Annotated in this window: 23 protein-coding genes and 1 tRNA gene; 21 read left to right on the top strand and 3 right to left on the bottom strand. The window is 35.4% G+C overall.

Translation table 11 applies throughout. The features are described 5' to 3' along the window. Positions 1 to 23: 23 nt before the first annotated feature. The 6 genes from pnuC to GSM_RS15520 all read left to right on the top strand — a co-directional run bounded on the left by pnuC (position 24) and on the right by GSM_RS15520 (position 6,919). The gene (gene pnuC / locus GSM_RS07165; protein ID WP_010078007.1) at positions 24 to 791 is read left to right on the top strand and encodes a nicotinamide riboside transporter PnuC; all 768 of its coding nucleotides are present in this window, start codon (positions 24 to 26) and stop codon (positions 789 to 791) included. Between the two features lie 243 nt (positions 792 to 1,034). Then, positions 1,035 to 3,038 carry a DHH family phosphoesterase gene (locus tag GSM_RS07160; protein ID WP_010078006.1) on the top strand — a complete coding sequence of 668 codons (2,004 nt, stop codon included), beginning with the start codon at positions 1,035 to 1,037 and terminating at the stop codon, positions 3,036 to 3,038. A gap of 24 nt (positions 3,039 to 3,062) precedes the next feature. Further along, complete coding sequence (rplI, locus tag GSM_RS07155) at positions 3,063 to 3,512, top strand: 50S ribosomal protein L9 (protein ID WP_010078005.1); 450 nt, start codon at positions 3,063 to 3,065, stop codon at positions 3,510 to 3,512. A gap of 32 nt (positions 3,513 to 3,544) precedes the next feature. Then, positions 3,545 to 4,930 (top strand): replicative DNA helicase, encoded by a 1,386-nt coding sequence (gene dnaB / locus GSM_RS07150; RefSeq protein WP_010078004.1) that lies wholly within the window; start codon positions 3,545 to 3,547, stop codon positions 4,928 to 4,930. Between the two features lie 314 nt (positions 4,931 to 5,244). Then, positions 5,245 to 6,537: an adenylosuccinate synthase gene (locus GSM_RS07145; protein ID WP_010078003.1), complete on the top strand. Its 1,293-nt coding sequence runs from the start codon at positions 5,245 to 5,247 to the stop codon at positions 6,535 to 6,537. A 259-nt stretch (positions 6,538 to 6,796) separates the two neighbouring features. After that, the gene (locus GSM_RS15520; RefSeq protein ID WP_268869528.1) at positions 6,797 to 6,919 is read left to right on the top strand and encodes a hypothetical protein; all 123 of its coding nucleotides are present in this window, start codon (positions 6,797 to 6,799) and stop codon (positions 6,917 to 6,919) included. Between the two features lie 13 nt (positions 6,920 to 6,932). On the opposite strand, the gene GSM_RS07135 is transcribed toward GSM_RS15520, so the two are convergent. Further along, positions 6,933 to 7,433 carry an acyl-CoA thioesterase gene (locus tag GSM_RS07135; protein ID WP_010078002.1) on the bottom strand — a complete coding sequence of 167 codons (501 nt, stop codon included), beginning with the start codon at positions 7,431 to 7,433 and terminating at the stop codon, positions 6,933 to 6,935. Between the two features lie 560 nt (positions 7,434 to 7,993). Here GSM_RS07135 and GSM_RS07130 point away from each other — a divergent pair. The 6 genes from GSM_RS07130 to GSM_RS07105 all read left to right on the top strand — a co-directional run bounded on the left by GSM_RS07130 (position 7,994) and on the right by GSM_RS07105 (position 15,063). Beyond that, positions 7,994 to 9,058, top strand: coding sequence for an ABC transporter ATP-binding protein (locus GSM_RS07130; RefSeq protein ID WP_010078001.1), 1,065 nt, complete (start codon positions 7,994 to 7,996; stop codon positions 9,056 to 9,058). Between the two features lie 12 nt (positions 9,059 to 9,070). Further along, positions 9,071 to 9,967: a carbohydrate ABC transporter permease gene (locus GSM_RS07125; RefSeq protein ID WP_010078000.1), complete on the top strand. Its 897-nt coding sequence runs from the start codon at positions 9,071 to 9,073 to the stop codon at positions 9,965 to 9,967. Positions 9,968 to 9,979: 12 nt separating this feature from the next. Beyond that, a complete protein-coding gene (locus tag GSM_RS07120; RefSeq protein ID WP_010077999.1) occupies positions 9,980 to 10,804 on the top strand; it encodes a carbohydrate ABC transporter permease in 825 nt (274 codons plus the stop codon). A 106-nt stretch (positions 10,805 to 10,910) separates the two neighbouring features. Beyond that, a complete protein-coding gene (locus tag GSM_RS07115) occupies positions 10,911 to 12,200 on the top strand; it encodes an ABC transporter substrate-binding protein (RefSeq protein WP_010077998.1) in 1,290 nt (429 codons plus the stop codon). 35 nt (positions 12,201 to 12,235) lie between these two features. Further along, complete coding sequence (locus GSM_RS14110; RefSeq protein WP_010077997.1) at positions 12,236 to 13,501, top strand: MBL fold metallo-hydrolase; 1,266 nt, start codon at positions 12,236 to 12,238, stop codon at positions 13,499 to 13,501. 14 nt (positions 13,502 to 13,515) lie between these two features. Beyond that, positions 13,516 to 15,063 carry a bifunctional metallophosphatase/5'-nucleotidase gene (locus GSM_RS07105; RefSeq protein WP_010077996.1) on the top strand — a complete coding sequence of 516 codons (1,548 nt, stop codon included), beginning with the start codon at positions 13,516 to 13,518 and terminating at the stop codon, positions 15,061 to 15,063. Between the two features lie 164 nt (positions 15,064 to 15,227). Here GSM_RS07105 and GSM_RS07100 read toward each other — a convergent pair. Beyond that, positions 15,228 to 15,299, bottom strand: a tRNA-Asn gene (locus GSM_RS07100). A gap of 246 nt (positions 15,300 to 15,545) precedes the next feature. Next, the gene (locus GSM_RS07095) at positions 15,546 to 16,385 is read right to left on the bottom strand and encodes an aldo/keto reductase (protein ID WP_010077995.1); all 840 of its coding nucleotides are present in this window, start codon (positions 16,383 to 16,385) and stop codon (positions 15,546 to 15,548) included. Positions 16,386 to 16,792: 407 nt separating this feature from the next. Here GSM_RS07095 and GSM_RS07090 point away from each other — a divergent pair, with 407 nt between their 5' ends. From GSM_RS07090 to GSM_RS07050, 9 genes are all read left to right on the top strand, one after another. Then, a complete protein-coding gene (locus GSM_RS07090; RefSeq protein ID WP_010077994.1) occupies positions 16,793 to 17,659 on the top strand; it encodes a MurR/RpiR family transcriptional regulator in 867 nt (288 codons plus the stop codon). Between the two features lie 244 nt (positions 17,660 to 17,903). Further along, positions 17,904 to 18,386 (top strand): PTS sugar transporter subunit IIB, encoded by a 483-nt coding sequence (locus GSM_RS07085; protein WP_010077993.1) that lies wholly within the window; start codon positions 17,904 to 17,906, stop codon positions 18,384 to 18,386. Positions 18,387 to 18,415: 29 nt separating this feature from the next. Further along, positions 18,416 to 19,339 carry a PTS mannose/fructose/sorbose/N-acetylgalactosamine transporter subunit IIC gene (locus tag GSM_RS07080; protein WP_010077992.1) on the top strand — a complete coding sequence of 308 codons (924 nt, stop codon included), beginning with the start codon at positions 18,416 to 18,418 and terminating at the stop codon, positions 19,337 to 19,339. Then, complete coding sequence (locus GSM_RS07075) at positions 19,323 to 20,138, top strand: PTS system mannose/fructose/sorbose family transporter subunit IID (protein ID WP_010077991.1); 816 nt, start codon at positions 19,323 to 19,325, stop codon at positions 20,136 to 20,138. Before GSM_RS07080 ends, GSM_RS07075 begins: the two co-directional genes overlap by 17 nt. Positions 20,139 to 20,170: 32 nt before the next feature. Then, positions 20,171 to 20,578, top strand: coding sequence for a PTS sugar transporter subunit IIA (locus tag GSM_RS07070; protein WP_010077990.1), 408 nt, complete (start codon positions 20,171 to 20,173; stop codon positions 20,576 to 20,578). 209 nt (positions 20,579 to 20,787) lie between these two features. After that, on the top strand, positions 20,788 to 21,678 hold the full coding sequence (gene murQ / locus GSM_RS07065; RefSeq protein WP_029327392.1) for an N-acetylmuramic acid 6-phosphate etherase: 891 nt from the start codon (positions 20,788 to 20,790) through the stop codon (positions 21,676 to 21,678). A gap of 11 nt (positions 21,679 to 21,689) precedes the next feature. Then, entirely contained in the window at positions 21,690 to 22,694 is a 1,005-nt protein-coding gene (locus tag GSM_RS07060) for a serine hydrolase domain-containing protein (RefSeq protein ID WP_010077988.1), read from the top strand. Further along, complete coding sequence (locus GSM_RS07055) at positions 22,684 to 23,787, top strand: dipeptide epimerase (RefSeq protein ID WP_010077987.1); 1,104 nt, start codon at positions 22,684 to 22,686, stop codon at positions 23,785 to 23,787. The genes GSM_RS07060 and GSM_RS07055 overlap by 11 nt, the downstream gene beginning before the upstream one ends. A 306-nt stretch (positions 23,788 to 24,093) precedes the next feature. After that, positions 24,094 to 25,662, top strand: a complete 1,569-nt coding sequence (locus GSM_RS07050) for a putative polysaccharide biosynthesis protein (protein ID WP_029327391.1) — start codon at positions 24,094 to 24,096, stop codon at positions 25,660 to 25,662. The last annotated feature ends 62 nt before the right edge of the window (positions 25,663 to 25,724 follow it).

Raw genomic sequence — 25,724 nt, 5'->3', positions numbered from 1 at the left:
AACTACTAAAAAGGGATGGAAATATGTTTAATCGTTATGTGGATGTTTTATCAAATTTACCGAAGTATTCGAAGAATGTTTTTAGGAGTAATTATTTTAGCTGGTTATTAAATCAGTGCAAAGGCTGGGGTAAGTTGAGTTATGGCCTTCTTTTATTTAATTTTGTATTACAAGTATTTTCATTATTGCAATCATTTAGTAGTGCTCCTACGCAATCGATTCTATCATTTATCGGAGGGAATTTGTCGGTTGCCTGCGTCATAGGTATTTCTAACCGATCAGGGATTCAAGGTTGGGCCGGAGCATTAAGTGCTGTCTGTATAGCAAGCGTCGGTTTCATGGCTGGAAATTATGCAACAGCTTGGGAACAGATTGGATATTTAATTTTTCTTGATATTTTTTGTATTCTTGATCCAAAATGGAATGATGATATTCAAGCCGAAAAATTTGAGAACATCAAAGATTGGATTTATTATATTTTATTCTTTATTGTGGCGTGGGGTGTTATCTATTATATCTTTAGCATGACTAATGATCCGCGTGTCTTTTTAGATAGTTTGAACTTGGCTATGGCTATTACTGGATCTTTATTAGAGTTAAATCGCAAACGTGAACAGTACTTTGTTTGGACCATAAGCTCTGTTTTCACAATCGCATTGTGGATGCAAACGATGATGCAGGGTGATGGTAACTTTGCACTTATTTTCAGTTATGGAATATTTTTCTTAAATGATATGTACGCATTCTTTAGTAAACGTGGCTGGTTCAAAACTACAGCACAAATTAAATAAAACATTTTTATAATGAAAAAAAGGGATTATGGCAAAGTAAAGTTATTGTCATTTTCTTTTTTTTATTTGAAATCAATAATTGATCAGTATAACAAGTTCATTTCTCTTGGAATGTGTATCTCAGTTGTGTTTGTGATAAAATAGGGAACAAAGTGTACAGAGCAGTGTGTGTTTTCAAGCAGTAAGATTTTTTATGAGATTTAATTTAATTTTGAAAATACTTCTAGGAATGGGGGGAACATTTTGAAACAGCTTTTTTCAAGGGATTTTTTGCATTTCCCTTCATTCATGAAAAATGAAAAATTGCGGATTATTGCGATATTCATATTAATGATATCTCTGTTTTGTGTGGCAATATCATTTGTAGTCAGTTGGGTTCTAGGGATCATAATAGTTATACTCGTTTTAATAACTAGTATTGTTTCTTTTTTTGTTTTGAAAGCAATTACTGAGGATACCACTGAATATATTTCGGACTTGTCATATCGGATAAAAAGAGGAGAACAAGAGTCCTTAATAAAGATGCCAGTTGGGATTATGTTTTTGAATGGAGAAAATGAGATTGAATGGGTCAATCCTTATCTGCAGAAGTATTTTGGTCAGGAAGAAATACTAGGTAAAGCTTTATCCGCTGTGGATAAGGAATTGGCAACAGTGGTAAAGAAATATGTTGCAGAGAAAAAACCCGTCGAAGTTTCGTGGGGTGATTATCGATTCCAAATGTTAATCGAAAATGATATTCATGCAGTATACTTAATGGATATTACGCGTTATGCAAAAATTGAGCAGCATGACAAAGATACTGATGTGGTAATTGGGCAGATCTTTATTGATAACTATGATGAAGTGACCCAGACGATGAATGACAAGAATGTTTCAAATATCAGTAATTATGTAACAAATGAACTTTCAAATTGGGCAAAAAAGTATCAGATGTATTTAAAGAGAATAGATGATGATCATTTCTTTATCTTAGCCTATACAAGTGTCTTAGAAAAATTAGAAAAGGACAGATTTAAAATTTTGGATAGGATTCGTGAGAGGACATCCAAACAAAATCTTCCTCTAACTCTGAGTATGGGAATTTCTTACGGTGAAGATGATTTGGCACTTCTCTCGAAAGCTGCACAGAATAACTTGGACCTTGCTTTAGGAAGGGGTGGAGACCAAGTTGTGGTCAAAGCTCCTGAAGGTCAGGCACGTTTTTATGGCGGAAAAACAAATCCAATGGAGAAAAGGACTAGAGTTAGAGCTAGAATGATAGCTCAAGCCTTGCAAGAACTCATGAGTCAAACAGATCAGGTTTTTGTTATGGGACATAAATATCCTGACATGGACTCAATCGGTGCATGTTTAGGATTACGTAGAATAGCCGCTATGAACCAAAAAAAATGTTGGATTGTCCTTGATAACGAAAAATTACATTCAGATGTAACTAGATTAATGGATGAACTCTCACAGTATCCTGAAATAAAGGGAACAGTTATTTCAGTTGAGGAGGCTCTTGAAAAAGCAACGAAGCAGAGTTTATTAATAATGGTTGATCATTCCAAACCTTCAATCTCGACTAGTCCAGAGTTATATAAAAAGTTGGCTAATCGAATGATGGTGATTGATCATCATAGGCGTGGTGAGGAATTTCCAGAAAATCCTATTTTAGTTTATATTGAACCATACGCATCTTCGACGTGTGAGTTAATCACAGAAATGTTTGAATACCAGTCGCGTGACAGCGAGCCTATTAATAAGATAGAGGCCACTGCAATGTTGACCGGAATAATAATTGATACAAAGTCATTTACTTTGCGTACGGGAACAAGAACGTTTGATGCAGCAAGTTATTTACGTTCAGTTGGTGCTGATTCGGCGATGGCACAGCACTTTATGAAAGAAAAAGTTGACAATTTCTTGCAAAGAAATCATTTAATCGATCGTGTAGAATTTATCGGTAATAGGGTCGCACTTTGTGTTGGTGAAAAAGATAAGATATATGATTCAGTTATTGCTGCACAGGCTGCTGATGCGTTACTGAATGTAAGTGGTGTAGAAGCATCATATGTCGTCACTAGACGTTCTGATGAGAAGATAGGGATATCTGCACGGAGTAATGGTAAGGCAAACGTCCAAGTTGTGATGGAAGAGCTTGGTGGCGGCGGACACCTTTCGAATGCCGCAACGCAATTAAAGGATGTCTCGATTGATGTCGCAAAAGAAGAATTATTAAGAGCAATTGAAGAAAACAGCTAGTATTAATTTTTGGAGGTTTAAGTTATGAAAGTTATTTTTTTACAGGATGTAAGAGGTAAAGGCAGACGCGGGGAAATTAAAGAAATTCCAGATGGTTATGCAAATTTCTTGATTAAGGGAAACAAGGCCAAGGTGGCAACTGCTCAAGCAATGAGTCAGCTTAAAGGGCAACAAAAAGCGGAAGAAAAGCGAGAAGCCGAAGTTTTTGCGGAAGCAAAAGATTTGAAGCAAAAACTAGAGTCTGGTGAAATGGTTGTCGAAATGAAGGCTAAAGCAGGTGAGGATGGACGTTTATTTGGTTCAATTACAAGCAAGCAAGTGGCTCAAGCACTCGTCCAACAGTATTCCTTGAAGATTGATAAGAGAAAGATGGAGCTTAATGAACCAATCAAGACACTTGGGTACACCAATATTCCAGTTAAGCTGCACAACAAGGTTACGGCAAAAATTAGAGTACACATTACAGAACAATAAATTAATTTTAACAGGTGAAAGGTGAATGGATTATGAGCAATGAAGAGTTGATTGATCATTTGCCTCCTCAGAATGTAGGGGCTGAACAAGCCGTTTTGGGTGCAGTCTTTTTGCGTTCAGAGGCTCTTATAGAAGCAATGGAATATTTACAACCAGAAGACTTCTACAAAAGAGCGCATCAAATCATCTTTCAAGCAATGATTGATTTGAATAACCAAGATGAGGTCATTGATGTTATTACAATTAATAACTATTTAACTTCGAACCAACAAGTTGACGACGTTGGCGGGGTTGCATATATTGCTGAGCTTGCTGCAGCTGTTCCAACGGCGGCAAATGTTGCATATTACGCAAAAATCGTCGAAGAAAAAGCATTGTTGAGAAGACTGATAGCAACTGCTACCAATATTGTTACGCAAACTTATTCGCAAGATGATGACGTCCCATCATTATTAGATGATGCTGAACGTCAAATTATGGAAGTTTCTGAACGCAGAAACCGAACTGGCTTTAAGCCAATCAATGATGTGCTAAATAGCACTATGGAGGAAATTGATAGACTTTATCAGCAAGATGAGGAAGTAACGGGTTTACCAACTGGATATCCTGATCTTGATAAGATGACTGCTGGATTGCAACCGGATAACCTAATTATTTTGGCTGCGCGACCAGCTGTTGGTAAGACTGCTTTTGCTTTAAATATTGCACAAAATATCGGAACAAAAACGGATAGTACAGTAGCCATTTTTTCATTAGAAATGAGTGCTGAATCATTGGTTAATAGAATGCTGTGTGCTGAGGGTAGTATCAATGCTAACCATTTAAGAACGGGGCAGCTCGAAGATGATGAGTGGCAAAAGTTAGTTGTGGCTATGGGTTCCTTGTCACAGGCTTCTATTTATATTGATGATACTCCTGGTATTAAAATGGCAGAAATTCGAGCGAAATGTCGAAGGTTGGCGAAAGAAAAAGGAGATCTAGGGTTAATTGTAGTAGATTATTTGCAGTTAATTGAGGGTTCTAATAAAGAAAGCCGACAACAAGAAGTCTCAGAGATTTCGCGACAGTTAAAGAAGTTAGCTAAGGAACTATCTGTACCCATTATTGCTTTATCGCAGTTATCACGTGGTGTTGAACAAAGGCAGGATAAAAGACCAGTCTTATCTGATATAAGAGAATCAGGTTCAATTGAACAGGATGCAGATATTGTTGCCTTTTTATATCGTGATGATTATTATGAGCGATCAGAATCAGACGGTGATGAAGATGAAAAACGAGATGAAGCTGCACAAGATGTTGGTGAAGTTGAGGTTATTATCGAAAAAAACCGTTCTGGAGCCCGTGGAACAGTTAAATTGTTATTTGTGAAATCATATAATAAATTTTCATCGGTATCTTATATTCCAACGCAAGGGTAGTAATTATAAGAAAATGATTATGGAGTGTATGTATCGATAGGAAGATTGCCAATTAATTTGAGGTTATCTTCTTTTTTGTGTATAATATTGGTCTGAATTATCCATAAATTAGGAAAGGATTCCATTTGTAATTATGAATTAGCACTTAAAAATTTATGTTTTTATGGAGTTAAAGTTCGTTATTAATGTAATCAACAATGTTTAGTGATAATAATATTCGGAATTTACTTGAAATATAGGACTGCTACTGATACAATTATCGAGGTTGATGGTACAAAAGTAAGATATTCAAATCATTTTATGAGGTGAAAAAAATGTCATCAGTAGTTGTTGTGGGTAGTCAATGGGGCGATGAAGGAAAAGGAAAGATTACAGATTTTCTGAGTCGTAATGCAGAAGTTATAGCAAGATACCAAGGTGGAGATAATGCAGGTCATACGATTGTTTTTAATGGAGAAACGTACAAGTTACGCTTGATTCCATCAGGCATATTCTATGAATCAAAGATTAGTGTGATAGGTAATGGTGTTGTATTAAATCCTAAGTCATTAGTTGAAGAGTTAGCATATTTAAAAGAACGAGGGATTTCAACTTCTAATTTGCGTATTTCTGATCGTGCACATGTTATTTTACCTTATCATATTCTTTTGGATGGTTTGCAAGAAAAGGCAAAGAAAGATCAAAAGATTGGGACAACAAATAAAGGAATCGGACCAGCTTATATGGATAAAGCAGCACGTGTAGGTATTCGTGTTGCTGATCTCTTGGATAAAGAAATCTTTGAGGAAAAGTTACGTCATAATCTTGAAGAAAAAAATCGAGAATTTGTTAAATTTTATGAAGTTGAACCTTTGAAGTTTGAAGATATATTTGAACAATACTACGAATATGGTCAACAATTTAAAGATAATGTTACTGATACATCTGTTGTTTTGAACGATGCTTTAGATAGTGGGAAACGCGTGTTGTTTGAAGGTGCACAAGGGGTAATGCTAGATATTGATCAAGGTACGTATCCTTTTGTAACATCTTCAAATCCTGTTGCTGGTGGTGTAACAATTGGTAGTGGCGTGGGTCCTTCAAAGATTGATAAGGTCGTTGGTGTGTGCAAAGCATATACTTCTCGTGTTGGTGATGGTCCATTTCCTACAGAGCTAGCTAATGATACTGGTGACTTTATCCGTGAAGCAGGCCACGAATATGGAACTGTTACAAAGAGACCACGTAGAATTGGATGGTTTGACAGTGTTGTAATGCGTCATGCAAAACGAGTTTCAGGATTGACTAATTTATGCTTGAACTGTGTGGATGTGTTGACGGGGTTAGATGAGATAAAGATTTGTACAGCGTATGAGTTAGATGGAAAACGGATTTATCATTATCCAGCTAGTTTGAAACAATTAGCTCAGTGCAAACCAGTATATGAAACATTACCGGGTTGGAGTGAGGACATTACGCAATGTAAGAGACTCGAGGATCTACCTGAGAATGTAAGAAAATATATCCACCGCATTGAAGAGTTGGTTGGAGTAAAAATCTCAACTTTTTCAGTTGGGCCAGATCGTAAACAGACAAATGTATTGGATAATATTTGGGCAAAAATATAATTTAAAGTAAATAGATAGAACAATAAAAAAGCAAAAGCCTTGTACACAGTTAAAACCCTGTCATAGGCTTTTGCTTTTTATTTTGTTATTAAAGCTCATAAGTTAAGGTTCAAAGATTAATTATCAGCTGCTTATACTGCTTAAAAAGCAGTTAAAATTATTTTACCTGGAAATACTTTGTTCTCGTTTTTTTGTTTTAAACGGTATAGAATATTAAGAGTGAAATAATGAATATCAGTTTGATTGAGGGGTTATAAAAATGGTTTATAAAGTTGATACAGAGTCGACAATTAAAGAAGTAATGAAACAACGAGCTTGTACATATGAAGAAGCTGTTGCTTTTCTAATTCAGGTTGTTAAGAAACAGGAATCAGATATTTAATTACTTATTTTGGTTAATCTAGTGAAAGGGAGTCAGTGATCGTTTTAAAAGCGAATGTCTCCTTCTTGTGTTCAGCGCGTCGTTGAGAATATGAGTTACAAACTGTGATTTCTTCTGGAGATTGTGGTATAAGAGTTGGGAGTTTGATTTTTTTATTAGTAACGACAAACGTTAAAAAAGAAGTTGCTACCAAGAAGCGTTCTCCAGAATTTAGATGTTCACCAATGATTTTTGCGAAAACTTCAATTGAACTATTACCAATGCCGCTTACATAACTCTTGATGATTAATGCATCATCTAGTTTTAATGGAGCAATGAAGTTAAATTGATTGATGGCAGCAGTGACCGTGCTGTTGTGAGCAGTTCTTGCTGCTGATATTGACGCTGTTCCGTCAAGAAGCTCGAGAAGGCGTCCTCCAAAGACGGTCTTGTGTTCGTTTAAATCGTTTGTTAAGACGCGATGTTCAGTTGTTGTAATAGTTTGAGAGCAATATATGGAAGATTTGTTAGTCAATGAAATAACCTCTTTTAAATTTAATATAGTAATATCTTCACTCAATTTAGAAAATAATTCAACCCAGTTTTATATAGGGCGGTAGTCTATAATATGAAAATTTTGTTATTTACCAATTTAAGGGAATAAAAAACAAGGTGAAAAATTCTTGAATTTCAAGAACTTTCCACCTTGTTTTTTATAGGTTTCGAACTGCTTATCAGAGAACGAAAAGAGCATAATTTCTATACATACTGTATAAATAAAGTAAAGTTTTACCAGGTAAAGATATTAAAACAACCACGAACGTCAAAATGTTTCATGTGGAACGTTGAATAAAAAGAATTACTTCGTGAAATGAGATGCACTCCAAAGCTAGAGTGAAAATTTTAACTTTGAATGTATTTCTTAGAAGGTAGAAGTAGTTCTTTTTATTATGTAAACATATTGTTTTCTTTAATTTTACCTATGCTATACGAAAAATTTACAAAATAATGAGAGATAGCCAAAAGTAGAAAGTGTATACTTCATCTCCTGGGGTAATTTAGGTGATAACCCAGAAACCTGAAAGGAGCGACACAATGGATGTTAAATTTGAAAATGTCTCATTAGCATATGAACATAAAAATGAAGTATTACATGATTTGCGCTTTGTTATTCCCAAAGGTAAGTTGACTTGTCTGCTAGGTCCGAGTGGATGTGGCAAATCAACAACATTGAATTTAATAAGCGGGTTGCTACAGCCAACAGCTGGAAAAATATTTTTTGGTGAGCAAGATGTTACTAAAAAAGATGCGCTAGCACGAAAAGTAGGGATGGTTTTCCAGAATTATGCCTTATACCCACACATGACAGTTTTAGAAAATATTTGCTTTCCTCTAAAAATGAAGAAAATAGACAAAAAGAAGCGAAACGAACGCGGTGAGAATCTTGCACGGTTAGTACATGTTGAGAATGAGCTTACTAAATATCCCGGAGAACTTTCAGGAGGACAACAGCAGCGTGTAGCAATTGCAAGAGCACTGGCTAAGGAACCAAGTATTTTATTGTTAGATGAACCCTTATCTAATTTAGATGCTCGTTTACGTGTAGAGATGCGTGAAGAAATTAGAAGAATACAAAAGCAAACTGGAGTAACAACTGTCTTTGTAACTCACGATCAAGATGAAGCGATGCATATTTCAGATTACATTATGGTTTTAGATAATGGACAAATACAACAATTTGCTGATCCGAACACCATTTATGATTATCCAGATAATTTGTTTGTGGCGAGTTTCATAGGAAATCCAGTTATTAATAAAATACCATTTAGCATATTAAGGCAGGACTTCTCCCCAATTATACCTATGACTATTAATGAAAAAGCGGAGACACTGTTAATACGAGCAGAAAGTATTGTGCCCATTAGAGATCATCAAGAACATCTTGGTGTAAAGCTACAAGGAAAAGTAGTATCAGTTCAAAGATATGGACATGAAATGTTTGTTAGGCTAGATGTTCAAGGGCAAGAGTTAATGGTAACGGGTTTTAAAGAACGTGATTTGTTAGAAAAACAACAAATACTTGAATTTACGTTGAGGACAAATGGAGTGTTTATTGCTAACAGTGATAAAGAGGTCATTTGGAACGCTACATCAGTTTAGGAGGTACAACTTGTGATCAAACAAAAACCATCAGCAAAAACGACGCTAATTGCCTTTTTGTATTTATCCCCAATGTTGATAATTATTGGTACATTCTATCTTTATCCGATTGTAATGTCTTTCGCAATGAGTTTTTATACGAAATATAACTTTTATACAAATAAGGTTAGTGAAGTTGGTCTTTCTAACTTTGTAACCATATGGACAGATCCTGATTTTATTGAAGCTTTAAAAAATACAATTATTTTTGTTGTCGGTGTTGTTCCCTTGTCAGTGATAATCGCTCTTGTCATAGCTATTTTGTTGAATAAAATAAATTTTGCTGCAGGTTTCTTTAAGACCGTATATTTCTTACCGTTTGTAACTAGTACGGTAGCTATTTCGTTGATTTGGCAATGGATCTATAACTCGCAGTATGGATTACTAGACGCTTTTTTGGGAATATTCGGAATAAAACCGATTGATTGGCTCAATGATCCACACTGGGCAATGACAGCTTTGATAATTATGACAATCTGGCAAGGATTAGGATTTAACATAATTTTATTTTTAGCAGGATTAAGCAATATTGACAAAAGATATGAGCAAGTAGCGCAAATTGATGGAGCAAATACCTGGCAGAGATTCAGATATATCACAATTCCACTTTTGTCACCAATGACATTTCTTGTTTCTGTTACCAGCATAATAAGTGGGTTTAAAGTATTTGATCAAATCTTTGTATTATTTGGAGGAAATCCAGGGCCGGGTAAGTCAACACTGACACTTGTTTTTTATCTGTACGAAAAATTCTATACAGAATGGAAATACGGGATAGCTGCAGCCGCAGGAGTGGTTCTTTTTACGTTGACGCTGATCATCACAGTAATTCAGGTTTGGTATAGCAAGCGGCATGTCCATTACGTGTAGGGGAGAGGGCAAATGACAAAAAAGAGTATCAGTAAAATATTGTTATATTTCATTTTAACCTTAGGTGGAATAATAATGATTGTTCCTTTCTTATGGATGATAGTAACGGCTTTAAAAACTGGATCCGAAACTGCTAAGATTCCGCCAACTTTAATTCCACAAAATCCACAATGGGGTAATTTTATTAAGGCGTGGAATGCGGCTCCTTTTCTAAGATATTTTCTGAATAGTACTTTCGTGATGATTGTAACTACTATCGGTCAAATAATTACCACGATTCTAGGAGCCTTTGCGTTTGCTAGGCTGGAATTTTATGGCAAAAAAACAATTTTTATTCTTTGCATGGCGACAATGATGGTACCCAGTGAGATGTTAATCATCCCTAATTTTGTAACTCTTTCAAAATTAGGGATGATCAACACATATGCGGCTTTAATTGTTCCTTGGTTAGCTAGTTTCTTCGCGGTTTTTACGCTACGACAAACTTTTATGACTATCCCAGATGAGCTATATTATGCCGCAAAAATTGATGGAACTAGTGATTGGTATTTTCTATGGCGAATAATTGTGCCACTATCAAAATCAACAATTGTAGCATTGGCAACCTTGGAGATGATTGGAAGCTGGAACTCTTTTATGTGGCCAATGATTGCCACCAATTCAGATAAAATGAGAACACTCCCTGTTGGTCTTAGTGCATTTACCACTGATGCAGGAACTCAATATCAGCTATTGATGGCAGCATCAACAATTATTGTGATACCAATGATTGTCATATATGTTTTTTTGCAAAAATATATTATAGCTGGAGTTACTCGGTCGGGCTTAAAAGGTTAAATATTAGTTAATAAACAGAGAACCCTGAAAGGGGGAATGCTTATAGTAATTTTTAGCAAAGTAGTTAGTGGGGGTGTTTTACTATGAAAGGAAAGGTGGAGAAAAAATGAAAAAAAGTAGGATAATTGCAATTTTAGCAATGATAAGTACCTTATGTGTTTTTTTAACAGCATGTGGTTCAAAAAAAGCTAGTACAAGCGATCAGGGAACTACGAAAACACCAGTAAAAATCAGTTTTTGGACAGGATTAGCGGGGCCATATGAAAAGAATCTGAATAAAGTTATCACTGATTTCAATAATTCGCAAAAAAAATATAAGGTTGTTGCAACTTCACAAGAAACATATGACAAATTAAATCAAAAAGTTATGGCAGCGGCTAAATCTAACAGTTTGCCAGTTTTAGGTATGGCATCATATACTAGTTTGCCAGACTATAAAAACAACGGATTCATTGAAAATTTGAATGCAATGTATAAAGGCATGTCCGCAAGCCAAAAAAAGGATATTTACTCTGCATTCCTTAGTGGTTCAAAGATAGGGAACAGTTATTATTCAATTCCGTTTTCTAAATCGACAAGGGTAATGTATGTTAACGAAGATATTTTAAAAAAATATAATTTAGAAATTCCTAAAACATGGGAACAAATGCGTAAAGATGGAGAAGTACTAAAGGAACACGGAATCTATGCTTATGGTTTTGATCAAAGTTTCCAAATGGAGTGGGAAGGACTATTACATGCGGCTGGAGTAACTCCAATCACAAGCGCAGGTAAAGTTAAGCTTTCAAGTTCAAAAGCTATTACTGCTGCAAACTTTGTACTTGATATGATTAAAGATGGCACTGCTAAATCGGCGGGATCAGACATTTATTGGACGAATAGTTTTGTAAATGGTAAATCAGCGTTTTATATCGGTTCCTCTGCTGGGATGACAGCAATTAAACAAGTTGCTCCTTCATCTCTAAACTGGACAACAGCGGTAGTTCCATCATATGAAGGTAAATCAGGTACAGAAGTAGCCGGCAATGACATTGTGTTATTTAAAGGTGCAAGTCAAGAACAAAAACAGGGTGCTTATGCATTTATGAAGTACCTATTAACTTCTAAGGCTACGACTAAATGGGCCATGTTAACGGGTTATGTTCCATTAACAAAATCGGCGGTTAAGTCAAAAGAATATCAAGCATTTTTAAAGAGCAATAAAAGGGCAAAAGCTGCTGTGGAATCACTTCCAGACTCATTTTCAACAAAGAGTTTTGTAGGTTATAACGAATACTATACAGATGAATTAAATGCTTTTGATAGTATGCTGACAAAGCAAACGCCTGCAAAAGATGCGCTCACAAATTTGGCTAAACAAGCTAAAAAAATAATATCAGATAATAAGAATAACTGATGAAGCGTTGCAACAAGGGAAGTGAAAAATAAGAAATGACGAATATTAGGTTCCTAAATGGACTAAATACAATTGGAGCAAATATTGCAGAAATAAGTACTCAAAGTTCAAGAGTAATTACAGACTTTGGAATGGCAGTAGATTTTAAGATAGGGACTTCACAGTCGTTGATTGAAAAACACGTACTTCCTGATGTACCTGAGCTTTTTGGTGATAAGCAAGAACAGATCAAAGAGTATAAAGATGAGGCAATTTTTATTACACATCTGCATTTGGATCATACTTCGGCATTGGCATATCTCAAAAGTGATATTCCTGTTTATCTATCACGGCCTTCATATAAATTATATCGAAGTCTTGTAAAACAAGGATTAGGATTGGCGCTTAATGTAAATTTTAAGATTTTTGATTTTGAAGTTCCTGTAAAAATTGGTGACTTAACAGTTACGGCTTATCAAAGTGATCATGATATTTTGGGAGCAGCTGCATTTTTAATCGAAGATGGAAAACATGCGTTTGGTCAATCTGGGGATGTGAGGTTGAGTGGTTCGCATAGATCAGCAGTTGATAAATGGATGAATTTGTTTAAGCAGCGTAATTTGGATTTGCTAATGTTGGAGGCAACAAGCTTTAGTTTTGAGGATGATAACAGCTTGAATGGACAGGGAGATAATGAAGTTAACGTGGAATCAAAGTGTCTAGAAGACTTCAAGAGGATTTTAAATAAGCACAAGAATCTAACTGTTATCAATCCATATTCCAGAGATATCGAGCGATTGTTACAGATGAATAAAGTAGCTAATCATTTGAATAGACCAATTGTCTGGGAGCCGCAATACGCACATGTGATAAGTGAATTTTCATTAGAAGAACCAATTTTTGTGTTAGATGATGGTAATTTAGGATTGAAAGGTATTGCTGGGTTAATACCAGTATCATTGCTAACAATTATGAATAATCTTAATCATTTTTGTTTACAAAATAGCTTTGAAAACTTAGACATTCTTATGAATTTCAATAAATTTATTTATTTGCATTGCAATGGAGCGCCACTTGGAGATTATGATCCACATTATCAGACGCTAAAGAGCTTTTTAGAAAATAAAAGAATCGAGCTTATTGATATTGGAGTATCAGGGCATGCTACAAAAGCAGAAATTTGTGAGGTAGCTAGAACTGTTGCTGCAAAGAAAACGGCTTTTTGGCATTCGTTTGATCCGGATGCTGCCGTAAATGCACTGAAAAATAGTGGATTACAGTTTTTAAGGCCAAGTTATACAGAAATTTATCGTTTTAAGTAGGTGTAATGTAGTATATGCAAATTAAAATTTTAGTAACAAGTGATATCCATGGATATATGTATCCAACAACATATTTAAAACGTCATGAAAACCAAGATATTGGTTTTGCGAAGTGTGCAAGTGTGATCGAAAATGTACGAAAAAACAGTGCGAGTGAAGATTTGGTATTGGTAATCGACAATGGTGATTTTATTCAAGGTTCGGCATTAGTTGATTTTCTTTTTCGCAAAGGTAACTATCAAGTAAAGGAATTGGTACAAGCTGAGAACATAATTAAATATGATGCAGCAATTCTTGGTAATCATGAATTTAATTATGGTCGAAAGTATCAAGAGAAAATTAATAGTTATCGCAAGCACCCAATTTTATGTGCGAATATTTTGGATGATGATAGTAAACCTTATATGGGAAAAGCATATGAGATTTTTGAAGAAAAAGGAGTTCGGGTTGCAATTCTTGGATTGACAACCCAGTATATTCCTCATTGGGAAACTCAGGAAAATATTCATGGACTCTATTTTAAATCAGCAGTTCAGACAGCTAAAGAGTATATCCCAAGATTGAGAAAAATTGCTGATATAGTAATAGTTGCCTATCATGGAGGTTTTGAAGCCAATGAAAATGGTGTTGCAACAGAAGAATTAACAGGTGAAAACGAGGCCTACGAATTAAGTAAAATTGCGGGAATTGATGCTTTGATCACTGGACATCAACATCGTAAAATTGCAACTTTCTATAATGAGATACCTGTGATTCAGCCAGGTTATGCTGGTGAAGTTGTTGGTGCAATTGAACTAGAGTATAAAGATAGTGTAATTACTAAGAAAACAGCAAAATTACTTTCAACGAGAGGCATTGACCCAAATAACACCGTTATAAATTTATTGGAGTCTGATAATAAGGACACAGAAGAGTGGTTAGACAAAAGTGTTGGTGTTCTTGACAAGGGCTTCAAATTGACTGATGTTGCGTCGGCCAGACTGCATGGACATCCATTTATTGATCTAATGAACTATTTTGTGAGAGAGGCTACTGGGGTCGAGATTGTAGCCAGTTCGATATTTAATAATCAACAACCAGGTTTTGCACAGATGGTTACCATGCGAGATATAAAAGCTAATTATCCATTTTCTAATACTTTTGCAGTTCTTGAAGTAACAGGAAAAGATTTACTAGCGGCGCTTGAACAAACAGCAATGTATTGGGATGAAGAGGAGGGAAGAATAGTTGTAGCAACAAAAAATGGCAGACAACGCATTCCTGACTTTAATTATGATGTTTACGGGGGAATTGACTATACAATAAATGTGAGCCAACCTCAAGGAAAGAGAATTACAAATCTTTGTTACCAAGGTCATAAAATTGTTCCAGAAGATACTTTAAAGATTGGTTTGAGTAAGTATCGAGCAATGGGCGGTGGAGATTACCAGATGTTTGATGCTAGTAAAATAATCAGTGAAAGTGAGTTTGAGGTATCAGAGGTGATAGTGCAAGTATTGACGCAGAATAAAAAAATATCACCAAAAAACTTACCAAAGAATGACTATAACGTTTTATTGTAAATGAAAGAAATCATCGGTTAGTATCAAGAGACGAAAAAGTACAGCATTAGGTGTAGAGTTTAATACCCGATGCTGTACTTTTTATAATCGCAATTTAATTAATAATTACTGATTCAGCGTAGAAAAAAAGCACCTTGCCAAATCAGCAAGATACTTTAGGTTAGCTGCTCAGGTAGGGTTCGAACCTACGACCTCTTGATTAACAGTCAATTATTCTACCACTGAACTACTGAGCAATATTATTAGCATGTATATATTTATATCATATTATGATTAATAAGTAAATATACTTTTGACAAAAAATTACATTTTCGTTAGATTTTGAGGCAACTATCTTTTGAAAATGAATAATGGCTTGATTTTAATGGCATTGCGAAGCAAAAAAAAGTTAAATATGAATGAAAAAGAGAACAATACACACAGCTCTACGTATTAATTGTAAAGCACGCATACCATTCTCTCTAGGTTAGTTCTTGATAAACTTAATCAAATTCCTCATATTCATTTGGATCTTGATTATCTATCCTTCCATCAACATGAGACAAACTATTAATTGCAGTAATTTCTTCTGATGTTAGTTCAAAATCAAAAATATCTGCATTTTCTCGTTGATGGAGAAGGTTGCTTGATTTGGGAATTGGAATAATACCACGTTGTACATGCCATCTTAAAACAATTTGGCCAACATTTTTTTGGTATTTTTCAGCCAAATCCGTAATTATTTTTTCTTTAAGTGTACGATTACCTCGTCCAAGTGGACTCCATGCCTCAGTGACAATTTTGCGTTTAGTATTCTCTGATAGCATCTTGTCTTGGACCCAATAAGGGTGAACCTCAATTTGGTTAATGGCTGGTGTAACTCCTGTATCAGCAATAATTTTGTCTAAATGTTCCGGTTCAAAATTAGAAACACCAATTGAACGGCAAAGGCCAATTTTTTGAGCTGTAACCAATGCACGCCAAGCTTCAGTATAGAGTTTTCTTTTTGGAAGCGGCCAATGAATCAAGTAAAGGTCAAAATAGTCTAAACCCATGCGGCAAAGAGACTCTTGAATCATCATCAAAGCATCTTCGTAATGATGATATTTCCCGGGCAATTTACTGGTAACAAAAAATTCGGATCGTGGAATTCCAGAGCGGCGAATAGCTTCACCAACAATTCCTTCGCTGTCATAGTTTGTTGAGGTGTCTAACAGACGATAACCATCTTGAATGGCAGAAAGTATTTGATCAATTCCTTGACCACCACGAATTTGATAAGTACCAAATCCAATTTTAGGAATTAAATGTCCGTCATTCAATAATCTATTGGGAATTTTCATAAAATTTTGCCTCCTGCGAATTTATTTTAAGTACACCTTTACTTTATTACAAAGAAGGTAGGTTGGTTAAATAATTTGCCTAAGTACAAATCTATAATTGTTCTGCTTACATTTGATATATCTGATGATATATACCGTTTCTTTATATTAATGATGTATATGAACCGCATTCTATTATTCTGTCTTTTTCTAACACCAGAATTTGGTTTGAGTCTTCAATGTTTGACAAGTGGACGATAGTCGATGGCAACTTGTTCGACTTTTATTAATATAGATGTGGTATTTTTAATATATTTAAAAACAATTGATAAAAAATTAAAATGATTGTAAGATAAGGCAAGCTGAAATGTGCTTGTGTTGTGTAATAAAAAACGGAAATTAGAGAATACATTAAGGAGAGATGGAACATGGGTATTGAAAATGAGATATTAAATTCCTTACCGCGACTTTCAAAATCAAAAAGGAAAGTTGCAGAGTATATTTTACAAAATCCAAATAAAGTAATAAAAATGAAAATTGCACAATTAGCACAAGCTGCAGATTCAAGCTCTGCGACAGTCGTTAGACTTGTGAAAGATTTAGAGTTGGAGAGTTTCACTGCATTAAAAATCGAATTATCTGCTAGTTTATCCAAAAGAAGTCTGGGGAATAAAAGTTATGGTGATATTTCGGCGAATGAGGCATTAGATTCAATAAAACAAAAACTATTGGCAAATGCTCAAAGATCAATTAGTGAAACGGTAGAACAAATTGATGAAAAAGAGATAAAAGAAGCTGTTAAATTGTTAAATAAGTGTAAGCAAATGATTATTTTTGGCGTGGGGGCATCAGGTCTTGTTGCTGAAAATATTGCACAAAAATGGAGCAGGTTAGGATATTTGACAATTGCCGAAAATAATTTGAATTCACTACTGCCAAAGTTGGTTGGCAACCAAGCGGATACTCTGGTTTGGTTAGTATCCAATTCAGGTGAATCACCAGAAGTGGTAAATGCGGCAATACATGCAAGTGAAAGAAACTTTCCACTTGTTTCTTTAACAAGAAGAGGAGATAGTTTATTAGATAATTATGTAAAAACAGGTATTCACACAGCTTTTCCAAGAGAGAGCAAGTATCGCATCGCTGCCACAAGTTCATTGCTTGCACAGTTTACCGCTGTAGATATTGTTTTTTATTATTTTGTAAGTCAGAACTTTAGCTTCAACGTTAAATTACTTAGTAAATCATACGATATTGTTGCGAAGTATAAGAAAGAGCTTAATTATCGAAAATAAAAAAACGTTTTCGCTAGATTTAGTAAAATAAAATTTCAAAAAACAATTGATTAACACACCATTTATGAAACCTTATTTCAAAAGATGTTTTAAGTGATATAATCGTCCCTAATAATTATTGATTTTTAATTAATAATTATCCAAAGTGATTTGTTGCCTCATTCGTTTTCAGAAGTCGGGTTTTTTGTTTTGTAATTATAGACATGGCAGCAAGGGAATAATATTTTGAAGGGGTGAGAATCTAATGGCAATTACTGCAGTAAGAATTGACGGACGATTATTACATGGGCAAGTTGCGAATATGTGGACTAATGTTGTAGGTGCAACAAGAATCATGGTTATTGATGATGAAGTTGCAAGCTCAGATGTCGCTAAGGCTGGTATTAAATTAGCGAAACCAACAGGAGTAAACTTGAGTATTCTAAGTGAACAAAAGGCAGTTAATAACATTAATGAAGGTAGATACGACTCGCAAAAGGTGTTTATTCTTGTAAGGCATCCGCGCGTACTAGTTAATATGATACAAAAAGGTGTTCCCATCACAAGCGTTAACGTAGGAAATATGTCACAAACTGATGAAACAAAGGCAATAACAAACTCTATTAATGTTGTACAAGCAGATGTTGACGCTTTTAATGAATTACATAAGTTAGGAGTAAGTGTAACCGCACAAATGGTACCAAGTGATCCTGTTTTAAACTTCATAGATTTATTAAAGAAATTCTAAGTAAACAAACCGGGAGGAGGTAATCAAGTATGCATGGAAATATTATGGTTTGGCAAGTTTTACTATTAACACTTTACTCAATGTATCAAATATGGGATGAATTAACGATTGTTTCCTCCCTTTCTCAGCCAGTATGGGCTGGATTGATTACTGGTGCTATTATGGGCGATGTTACCAAGGGATTAATTATTGGTGGGAGTTTGCAATTAACGGTTTTAGGTGTAGGGACATTCGGTGGTTCATCAAAAATTGATGCTAATTCAGGAACAATTTTGGCTACTGCATTTTCAATTAGTACAGGCATGAATGCCTCAACGGCAGTGGCGGCGATTGGGGTTCCGGTTGCATCATTAATGATCGAAACTGATATTCTTGGTCGTTTTACCAATACCTTTTTCCAGCATCGGATTGATCGATTGATTGATGAAGAAAATTACTCAGCAATTGAGCGGAATTATCTATACGGGGTCTTTCCATGGATTTTATCACGTGGTATTCCAGTCTTCTTAGCCCTACAGTTTGGTGGTAACTTCGTATCGACTGCAGTTAAAGTTTTGGATACACATCTGAAGTGGCTCAGCAATGGACTGGCTACAGCAGGAGCATTACTACCTGCTGTTGGATTTGCTATTTTACTGCGCTACTTACCAGTCAAAAAACATATTGCATACTTAATCCTTGGTTTTACATTAACTGCATTGTTCAGCACACTGTATACAAATGTTCAATCCTTGGGAACAACGATGTCTACAGTATCAAAGGGATTTGCAGGATCATTTAATTCTGTATCAATGGTCGCAATTGCCTTGATTGGGCTAGGATTCGCTATAAATGAATACAAAAGGAATACTGAGAAGCAAAAGTTAACAGAATTGGTAAGTTCGTATAAAGATTCATCTCAAGAAAAATCGAATGATAGTGAGGATGGTGAAATCTATGGCGACGAAGACTAATTATAAATTAACTAAAAAGGATTTTAATCAAATAAATAGACGTAATTTATTCTTCAACCAGTTGGGTTGGAACTATGAGAAAATGCAAGGTTCAGGGTATCTGTTTTTAATGCTTCCACAGCTGCGCAAGTTATACGGTGATCACACGCCTGAATTGAAAAAGGCAATGAAGACTCATAACCAATTTTTCAATACGAATCCATGGGTAAATACGATTATCCAAGGAATAGATTTGGCAATTGAGTCAAAGGAAGGGGCAGAGTCCTTAGAAACAGTCTCTGGTTTAAAGACAGGCTTGATGGGACCATTAGCTGCCATTGGTGATTCAATCTTTGCCTCATTGCTTCCTGCGATACTTGGTGCGATTGCTGCAAACATGGCTGTTCAAGGGAATCCTTTTGGAGTAGTGATATGGTTGATAGCAAACCTTATTATTATGTATATTCGCTGGATCCAGTTACCACTTGCTTATCGTGAAGGTACAACGCTTGTAACCAAAATGCAGGGACAATTGAATGCTTTGACAGATGCAGCAACCTTATTGGGTGTATATGTGGTCGGTGCGCTAGTTGCGACGTTGATTAATATACAGGTACCATTTGTTGCTCATATTGGTAAGGTAACTGTAACGTTGCAAAATGAAATAGATATGATTCTTCCTAAGCTTGTTCCAGGCCTACTTGTCGGACTGATTTATTGGTTACTTGGACGAAAGAAAATGACATCAACTAAGGCAATCTTTATAGTTATCATTGTTGCAGTTGTTTGTTCAGCCTTGGGAATTTTAGGTAAGGGATAAGTACTCACTAATTTATCAAAGGAGGGAATTTTGTGAAACTGATTTTAGCCAGTCATGGACCACTTGCAAAGGCAATCCTAGCTAGTGCAGAACTAATTATTGGGAAGATTGATGATGTTGCAACTTTTAGTCTGACCAAAGAGATGGGTCCTAAAGACTTAGAAAAAGAACTGAGTGAAGAAATTGAAAAAACAGATGATACTGATATCATCTTGGGCTTAGATCTTTTAGGCGGAACTCCTTCGAATGTGTCAGTTGCATTGTTGGCAAAGTACCCAAACTTAGAAGTGCTTACGGGGATAAATTTACCAATGATTATTGAATATGGTAATCAAAAAATGCTTGGGCAACTTGATGTTGCACACTTGATTTCGATGGGAACCTCAGGTATCAATAATGTTAAAGAAAAATTAGCAGAAGATCAAGATGACGAAGATTAAGTCAATGATTTATGTATAGAAAAAGTGTGTATATAAGTCGCTAAACCGCTAAACCGAAGGGCTTGTCTTAGGGGACAGATTTATACTTAATCAATTAAGGGCCAGGTCAAAACATAACTTTTGATCCGGTCTTTTTTAAATGTACTAACTTTTGCCGCTATAATAAGAAGTAAATAATATAAAATTAATCAGTGAGAAATGGTGATCTTATGAAGATAAATGAGCTAGAGACAGAGTTACGTAATCCTAGAACAATGGAGCTTGATAATTTACCTGTATTAGAGATGGTTAAACTCATTAATGCAGAGAATCAAAAAGTTGCAGAAGCTGTAAAGTCGCAAGATCAAGTAATTGCACAGGTAGTTGAGGAAATCAGCAAAAAATTTAATATGGGCGGCAGACTAATCTACTGTGGAGCAGGAACCTCAGGACGATTAGGAATATTAGATGCTGTAGAGTTGGTACCGACCTACGGACTAAAGCCCGACCAAGCAATCGGATTGATTGCTGGCGGTGCGCAAGCTGTATACAAAGCAGTAGAAGGTGCAGAAGACTCAATTGAACTAGCAAGGCAAGATTTGAAAAGAATAAATCTGAATTCATATGATAGTGTAATTGCAATTGCAGCGAGCGGACGCACACCTTACGCAATCGGTGCATTAGACTATGCCAATGAGATTGGTGCATTGAGTGTAGCTTTAGTTTGTGTTTCACATAGCGAGATGGAAGCGCATGCGAAATATACGATTGCTCCAGTGGTTGGCCCAGAAGTTGTGACAGGTTCTACAAGGATGAAAGCAGGAAGTGCACAGAAAATGGTACTAAATACGATATCAACAGGTGTGATGGTTAAAAATGGTAAAGTGTATCAGAACCTGATGATAAATGTTTTGCCAACTAATGAGAAATTGGTTGAGCGGGCTGTTAGGATTATTGCAGAAACAACCGGATGCAGTGATGAAGAAGCACGGAAAAAGTTAAAAGAGGCCAAGCAGAGTGTCCCGATAGCAATTGTCATGCAGAAAAAAGAATTAAATTATGAAGATGCGCAAAAACTACTGGTTAAGAATGACAATAAAGTAATTGAAGCACTGAGATAAAGAGGAAAAAGATGGTAGAAGAAAGTGTAGAATTAATCACAGAACGTATTAAAGAAGCTATAGAGAGCAAAGATATTTACGGGGTTTCTTATGCAATTACTGATAAAAAGAATAGCTCAGAATTTTACTTGGGTACGCAAGGAAATGGTAAGTATGACATTGCTTTAACTAGTACGATGATCTATGATTTAGCATCATTAACTAAGGTTGTTGGGACGACTACTAGGATTCTGCAATTGATTGAAAGTGGTACGCTTGATCTGAATACAGAAATAGGGGAGATATTATTTGGATTCAAATATCCACAAGTGACGATAGCTAATTTATTAATGCATAACAGTGGATTACCGGCTGACATCACGGATGCTAGGTCAATGACAAAAGAAGAACTTATAAAAAGGATAAAAGAAACAAACTTAATTAGTTCGCCAGGAGAAAAAGTTGTTTATTCAGATTTAGGCTTTATTATTTTAGGCTGGATAATTGCACAAGTTGATGGAGAACTGAGTACAAGCTTGAATGAACATATTTTTGAACCACTATTGATGAAAAATACGGGATATAATTTATCTGAAAGACCATTGGCGAGTTTTATACCAACTGAAGATGAGCCACAAAGAGGCGGGATTATTCAGGGTGTTGTCCATGACTATAAGGCTTATTTGTTGGATGGTGTAAGTGGTCATGCGGGAATTTTCTCGACATTAGGCGATTTGAATAATTTTACTTCAATGTATATAAATGAAGGTGCTTTCAAAGGAAAACAGATTTTAAGCAGTCAAAGTATTAATTTATTAAGACAGTATTCTGGCGGAGGGAGGACGTTAGGCTGGCAAACATGGAATAATGATTCTACAAAATTATGGCATACAGGATTCACTGGAACTTCAATCGCACTTGATTTAAAAAACAAGCAATCATTTGTTTGCCTAACTAATAGAATCTATCCGACTAGAAGAAAAAAAGAATGGATTAAAATTCGTAAAGAAGTCATTAGGCTTTTTTATGGTGAATAATAGAGAATGCGGTGGAATTATGGATGAAACTGGTGTTATTGAACGAATAGAGTTTGAGACGATTAAAGAAGATTTGCAGCACCCCTTTGTGACTGCACTTCATGAAGTGAGATATGTGATTGCCGTTCGAGTTAGGATAATCTTAAAAAATGGATTAGTTGGTTTGGGTTCTGCCACGCCAAATGATAAGGTAACAGGGGATACGTTGGAAAGCATGTCCTATGTGATGAAAAATGTAATTAAATCGAAAATAATTGGTTTGAATATAACTAATTGGGATTATGTTTTACAAATTATTAGAGAGTCTATCGCAGATAATTCTCCCGCAAAGGCAGCTTTTGAAATAGCTTTATATGATTTAAGAGCACAACTGTTTCAAATGTCTCTTTCACGGTTATTGGGAGGAATCCCCCGAAATTTGTATACAGATTATACGGTTAGTCTTGCGCCGCTTAGTGAAATGGTAGAGGAATCATGTGAACTGGTGAAACGGGGGTTTAATGCTTTGAAAATTAAATTAGGTGACCATGATTTTGAGGAAGATGTTCAGTTGATTTTAGATATTGCAAAGGTTATTCCAAACGCAGTTTCATTGAGAATTGATATTAATCAGGCATGGACGGTTAGTGAAACATTAAGTGCAGTTGATACGTGGACTAAACACAGTGTTAATATTGACTTTATTGAGCAACCAGTAAAGGCTGATAATTATTCGGGAATGCGGCAAATTACGCAATGTTCCAAATTGCCAGTCATGGCAGATGAGAGTGTTCATACGTTTGAAGATGCAAGAGAATTAATTGCCAATCATGCCTGTGATTTGGTCAATATTAAGCTAATGAAGACTGGCGGAATCAGCCAAGCTGAAAGAATCAATCAATTATGCGAGATGGCGGGAATTCAATGCATGATTGGTTGCATGATCGAGTCAAGAGAAAGTATAGCGGCTGCAGTTGCATTTGCCACAGCACATCGAAACGTTAAATATGTTGATTTAGATTCAGTTTTTATGAGTAGAAGTAAGCGAAAGGGCGGATTTGAAAGTGAAAAGAATATGTTGAGGGTGACTGAAAAGGCTGGATTGGGATTTTAAGAAAAATAGATGTTTCATGTGAAACACCACAGCAAATGAGAGTGTGATATAGGTCGTTAAAATTTGAGCATTAACATGAAATTACAAATATAACATGTGCCTTACTATGAGTAATTTGAAGTTGGATGGAGAATTTGGACTTATGCTACATATTTATCCGGAATAAACAGAAGGTTGGACCAAAATATAACTTTTGACCAACCCAATATTTTTTAATTATTTATAAAAAGAGTAAAAGAAGCTTGTGAAATTAAAATGAAGAGCGTTAACTAGTGATAGTAACGAAAAAAACCTTAAGGTGTAATTATGAATAAAAAATTATTGTCAGGCTCTTTTTGGCTATCCTTTGGGAGTGTGTTCTCTAGGGCATTGGGTGTGTTGTACTTAATACCATGGTTAGCCATGATGGGATCAAAAGAAAATATTAACGCTGCACAAGCGCTATTTAATTCGACATATAATATATATGCAATTTTTTTATCATTGGGAATGGCGGGATTTCCTTCGGCAATTGCACGTAAAGTTGCAATGTATAACGGTAAGAATGAGTTTACAAATAGTAAAAAAATTTTCAAATTAGGTTTAGGATTAATGTGTATCTCAGGCTTGTTGTGTGCATTGATTTTATATGTAACTGCTCCAATTTTTGCTAAAAATAGTCCGGTTGTTTCACAAAGGGATTCGGTGATTGCTATTAGAAGTATGGTTCCAGCAATTGCAATTTTACCAGCTATGAGTGTGATTCGCGGATGGTTTCAAGGCAACCAAGACCTTAAACCTTTTGGTATTTCGCAATTGTGGGAACAAATTTTTAGAGTTATTTTTATTTTGACATCCAGTTATATTTTAATATACATATTTCATACAGGTTATGTGATTGCAGTTTATGCAAGTGTATTTGCTGCTTTTGCGGGGGCCCTGGCTAGTTATATATACTTGATTGCTCATTACAAGGTTAAGTTACCAGAATACAGGGTAAAGCTAAAAAATAGCAAAACTCCTACGGTATCCAACGTAAGAAAAATATTTATGGCGATAGCATATGAATCAATTCCCTTTGTAATTGTCGGGGCAGGAATAAATTTATGCCAAATAATTGATCAGCTGTTTTTCAAACAGATAATGCAAGGTGTTCTGGGTTTATCAGCAGAGTATACTCAGCAAGTATACACAGCTTTTTCAGCTAACCCATCAAAATTAACTTCGGTAATTACAGCGTTAGCCGCAGCAATTGCTGGGAGCAGCCTACCTTTGCTTGCATCGGTTAATGCAGGAGGGCAAAAGAAAGATGTAAGACATTATCTGGCAGATAACATTAATTATCTGATTTTTATTGTCTTTCCTGTGTCTACAATTTTTAGTGCACTATCATTCGAGGCTAATGGAATTTTCTTCTTCTTCAGTAAAGCCGGAGCTGAGTTTCTAACCTATAATATTTGGCAAAGTTTGATTATGGCAGTTGCAATCAATGGGCTGACGGTACTTCAAGCACTTCATTACAGTAAGAAAGCTATGTCATATCTATTGGTAGGTTTGATAATTAAACTGGTTCTTCAATTTCCGTTGGTTTTTATGCTGCAGGGCACCGGGGCTATAATGGCAACAAATATTGCTTTTGCAGTTATTTGTATATTGGCCTATAGGAAAATAAGAATAGAGTTTTCCATTAATTTTAGAGATTTTGTACCAAGTATTCTGTTAAATGTAATTTTTCTTATCATTATTGTGATAGCGCAAGCAGCCATTTCTAGCATTTATATGCCACAAACCAAATTAATAGCATTAATGTACAGTGTAGTGTTTGGAATATGTGCCGGTTTGCTTTATTATGGAATTTCAAAAAAGTTTGGTTTTTGGAATAAAATTTTCGAATAACAGTGTGCGTTTTTAAATGATTCAAGTTGAAAAGCATTATTTTTGAGGAGAGCGTGACTTGT

Source organism: Liquorilactobacillus mali KCTC 3596 = DSM 20444 (assembly GCF_000260415.1).
Lineage (GTDB): Bacteria > Bacillota > Bacilli > Lactobacillales > Lactobacillaceae > Liquorilactobacillus > Liquorilactobacillus mali.
The sequence above is the reverse complement of the archived record's forward strand: the minus strand, read 5'-3'. Positions and strand labels throughout refer to the sequence as shown.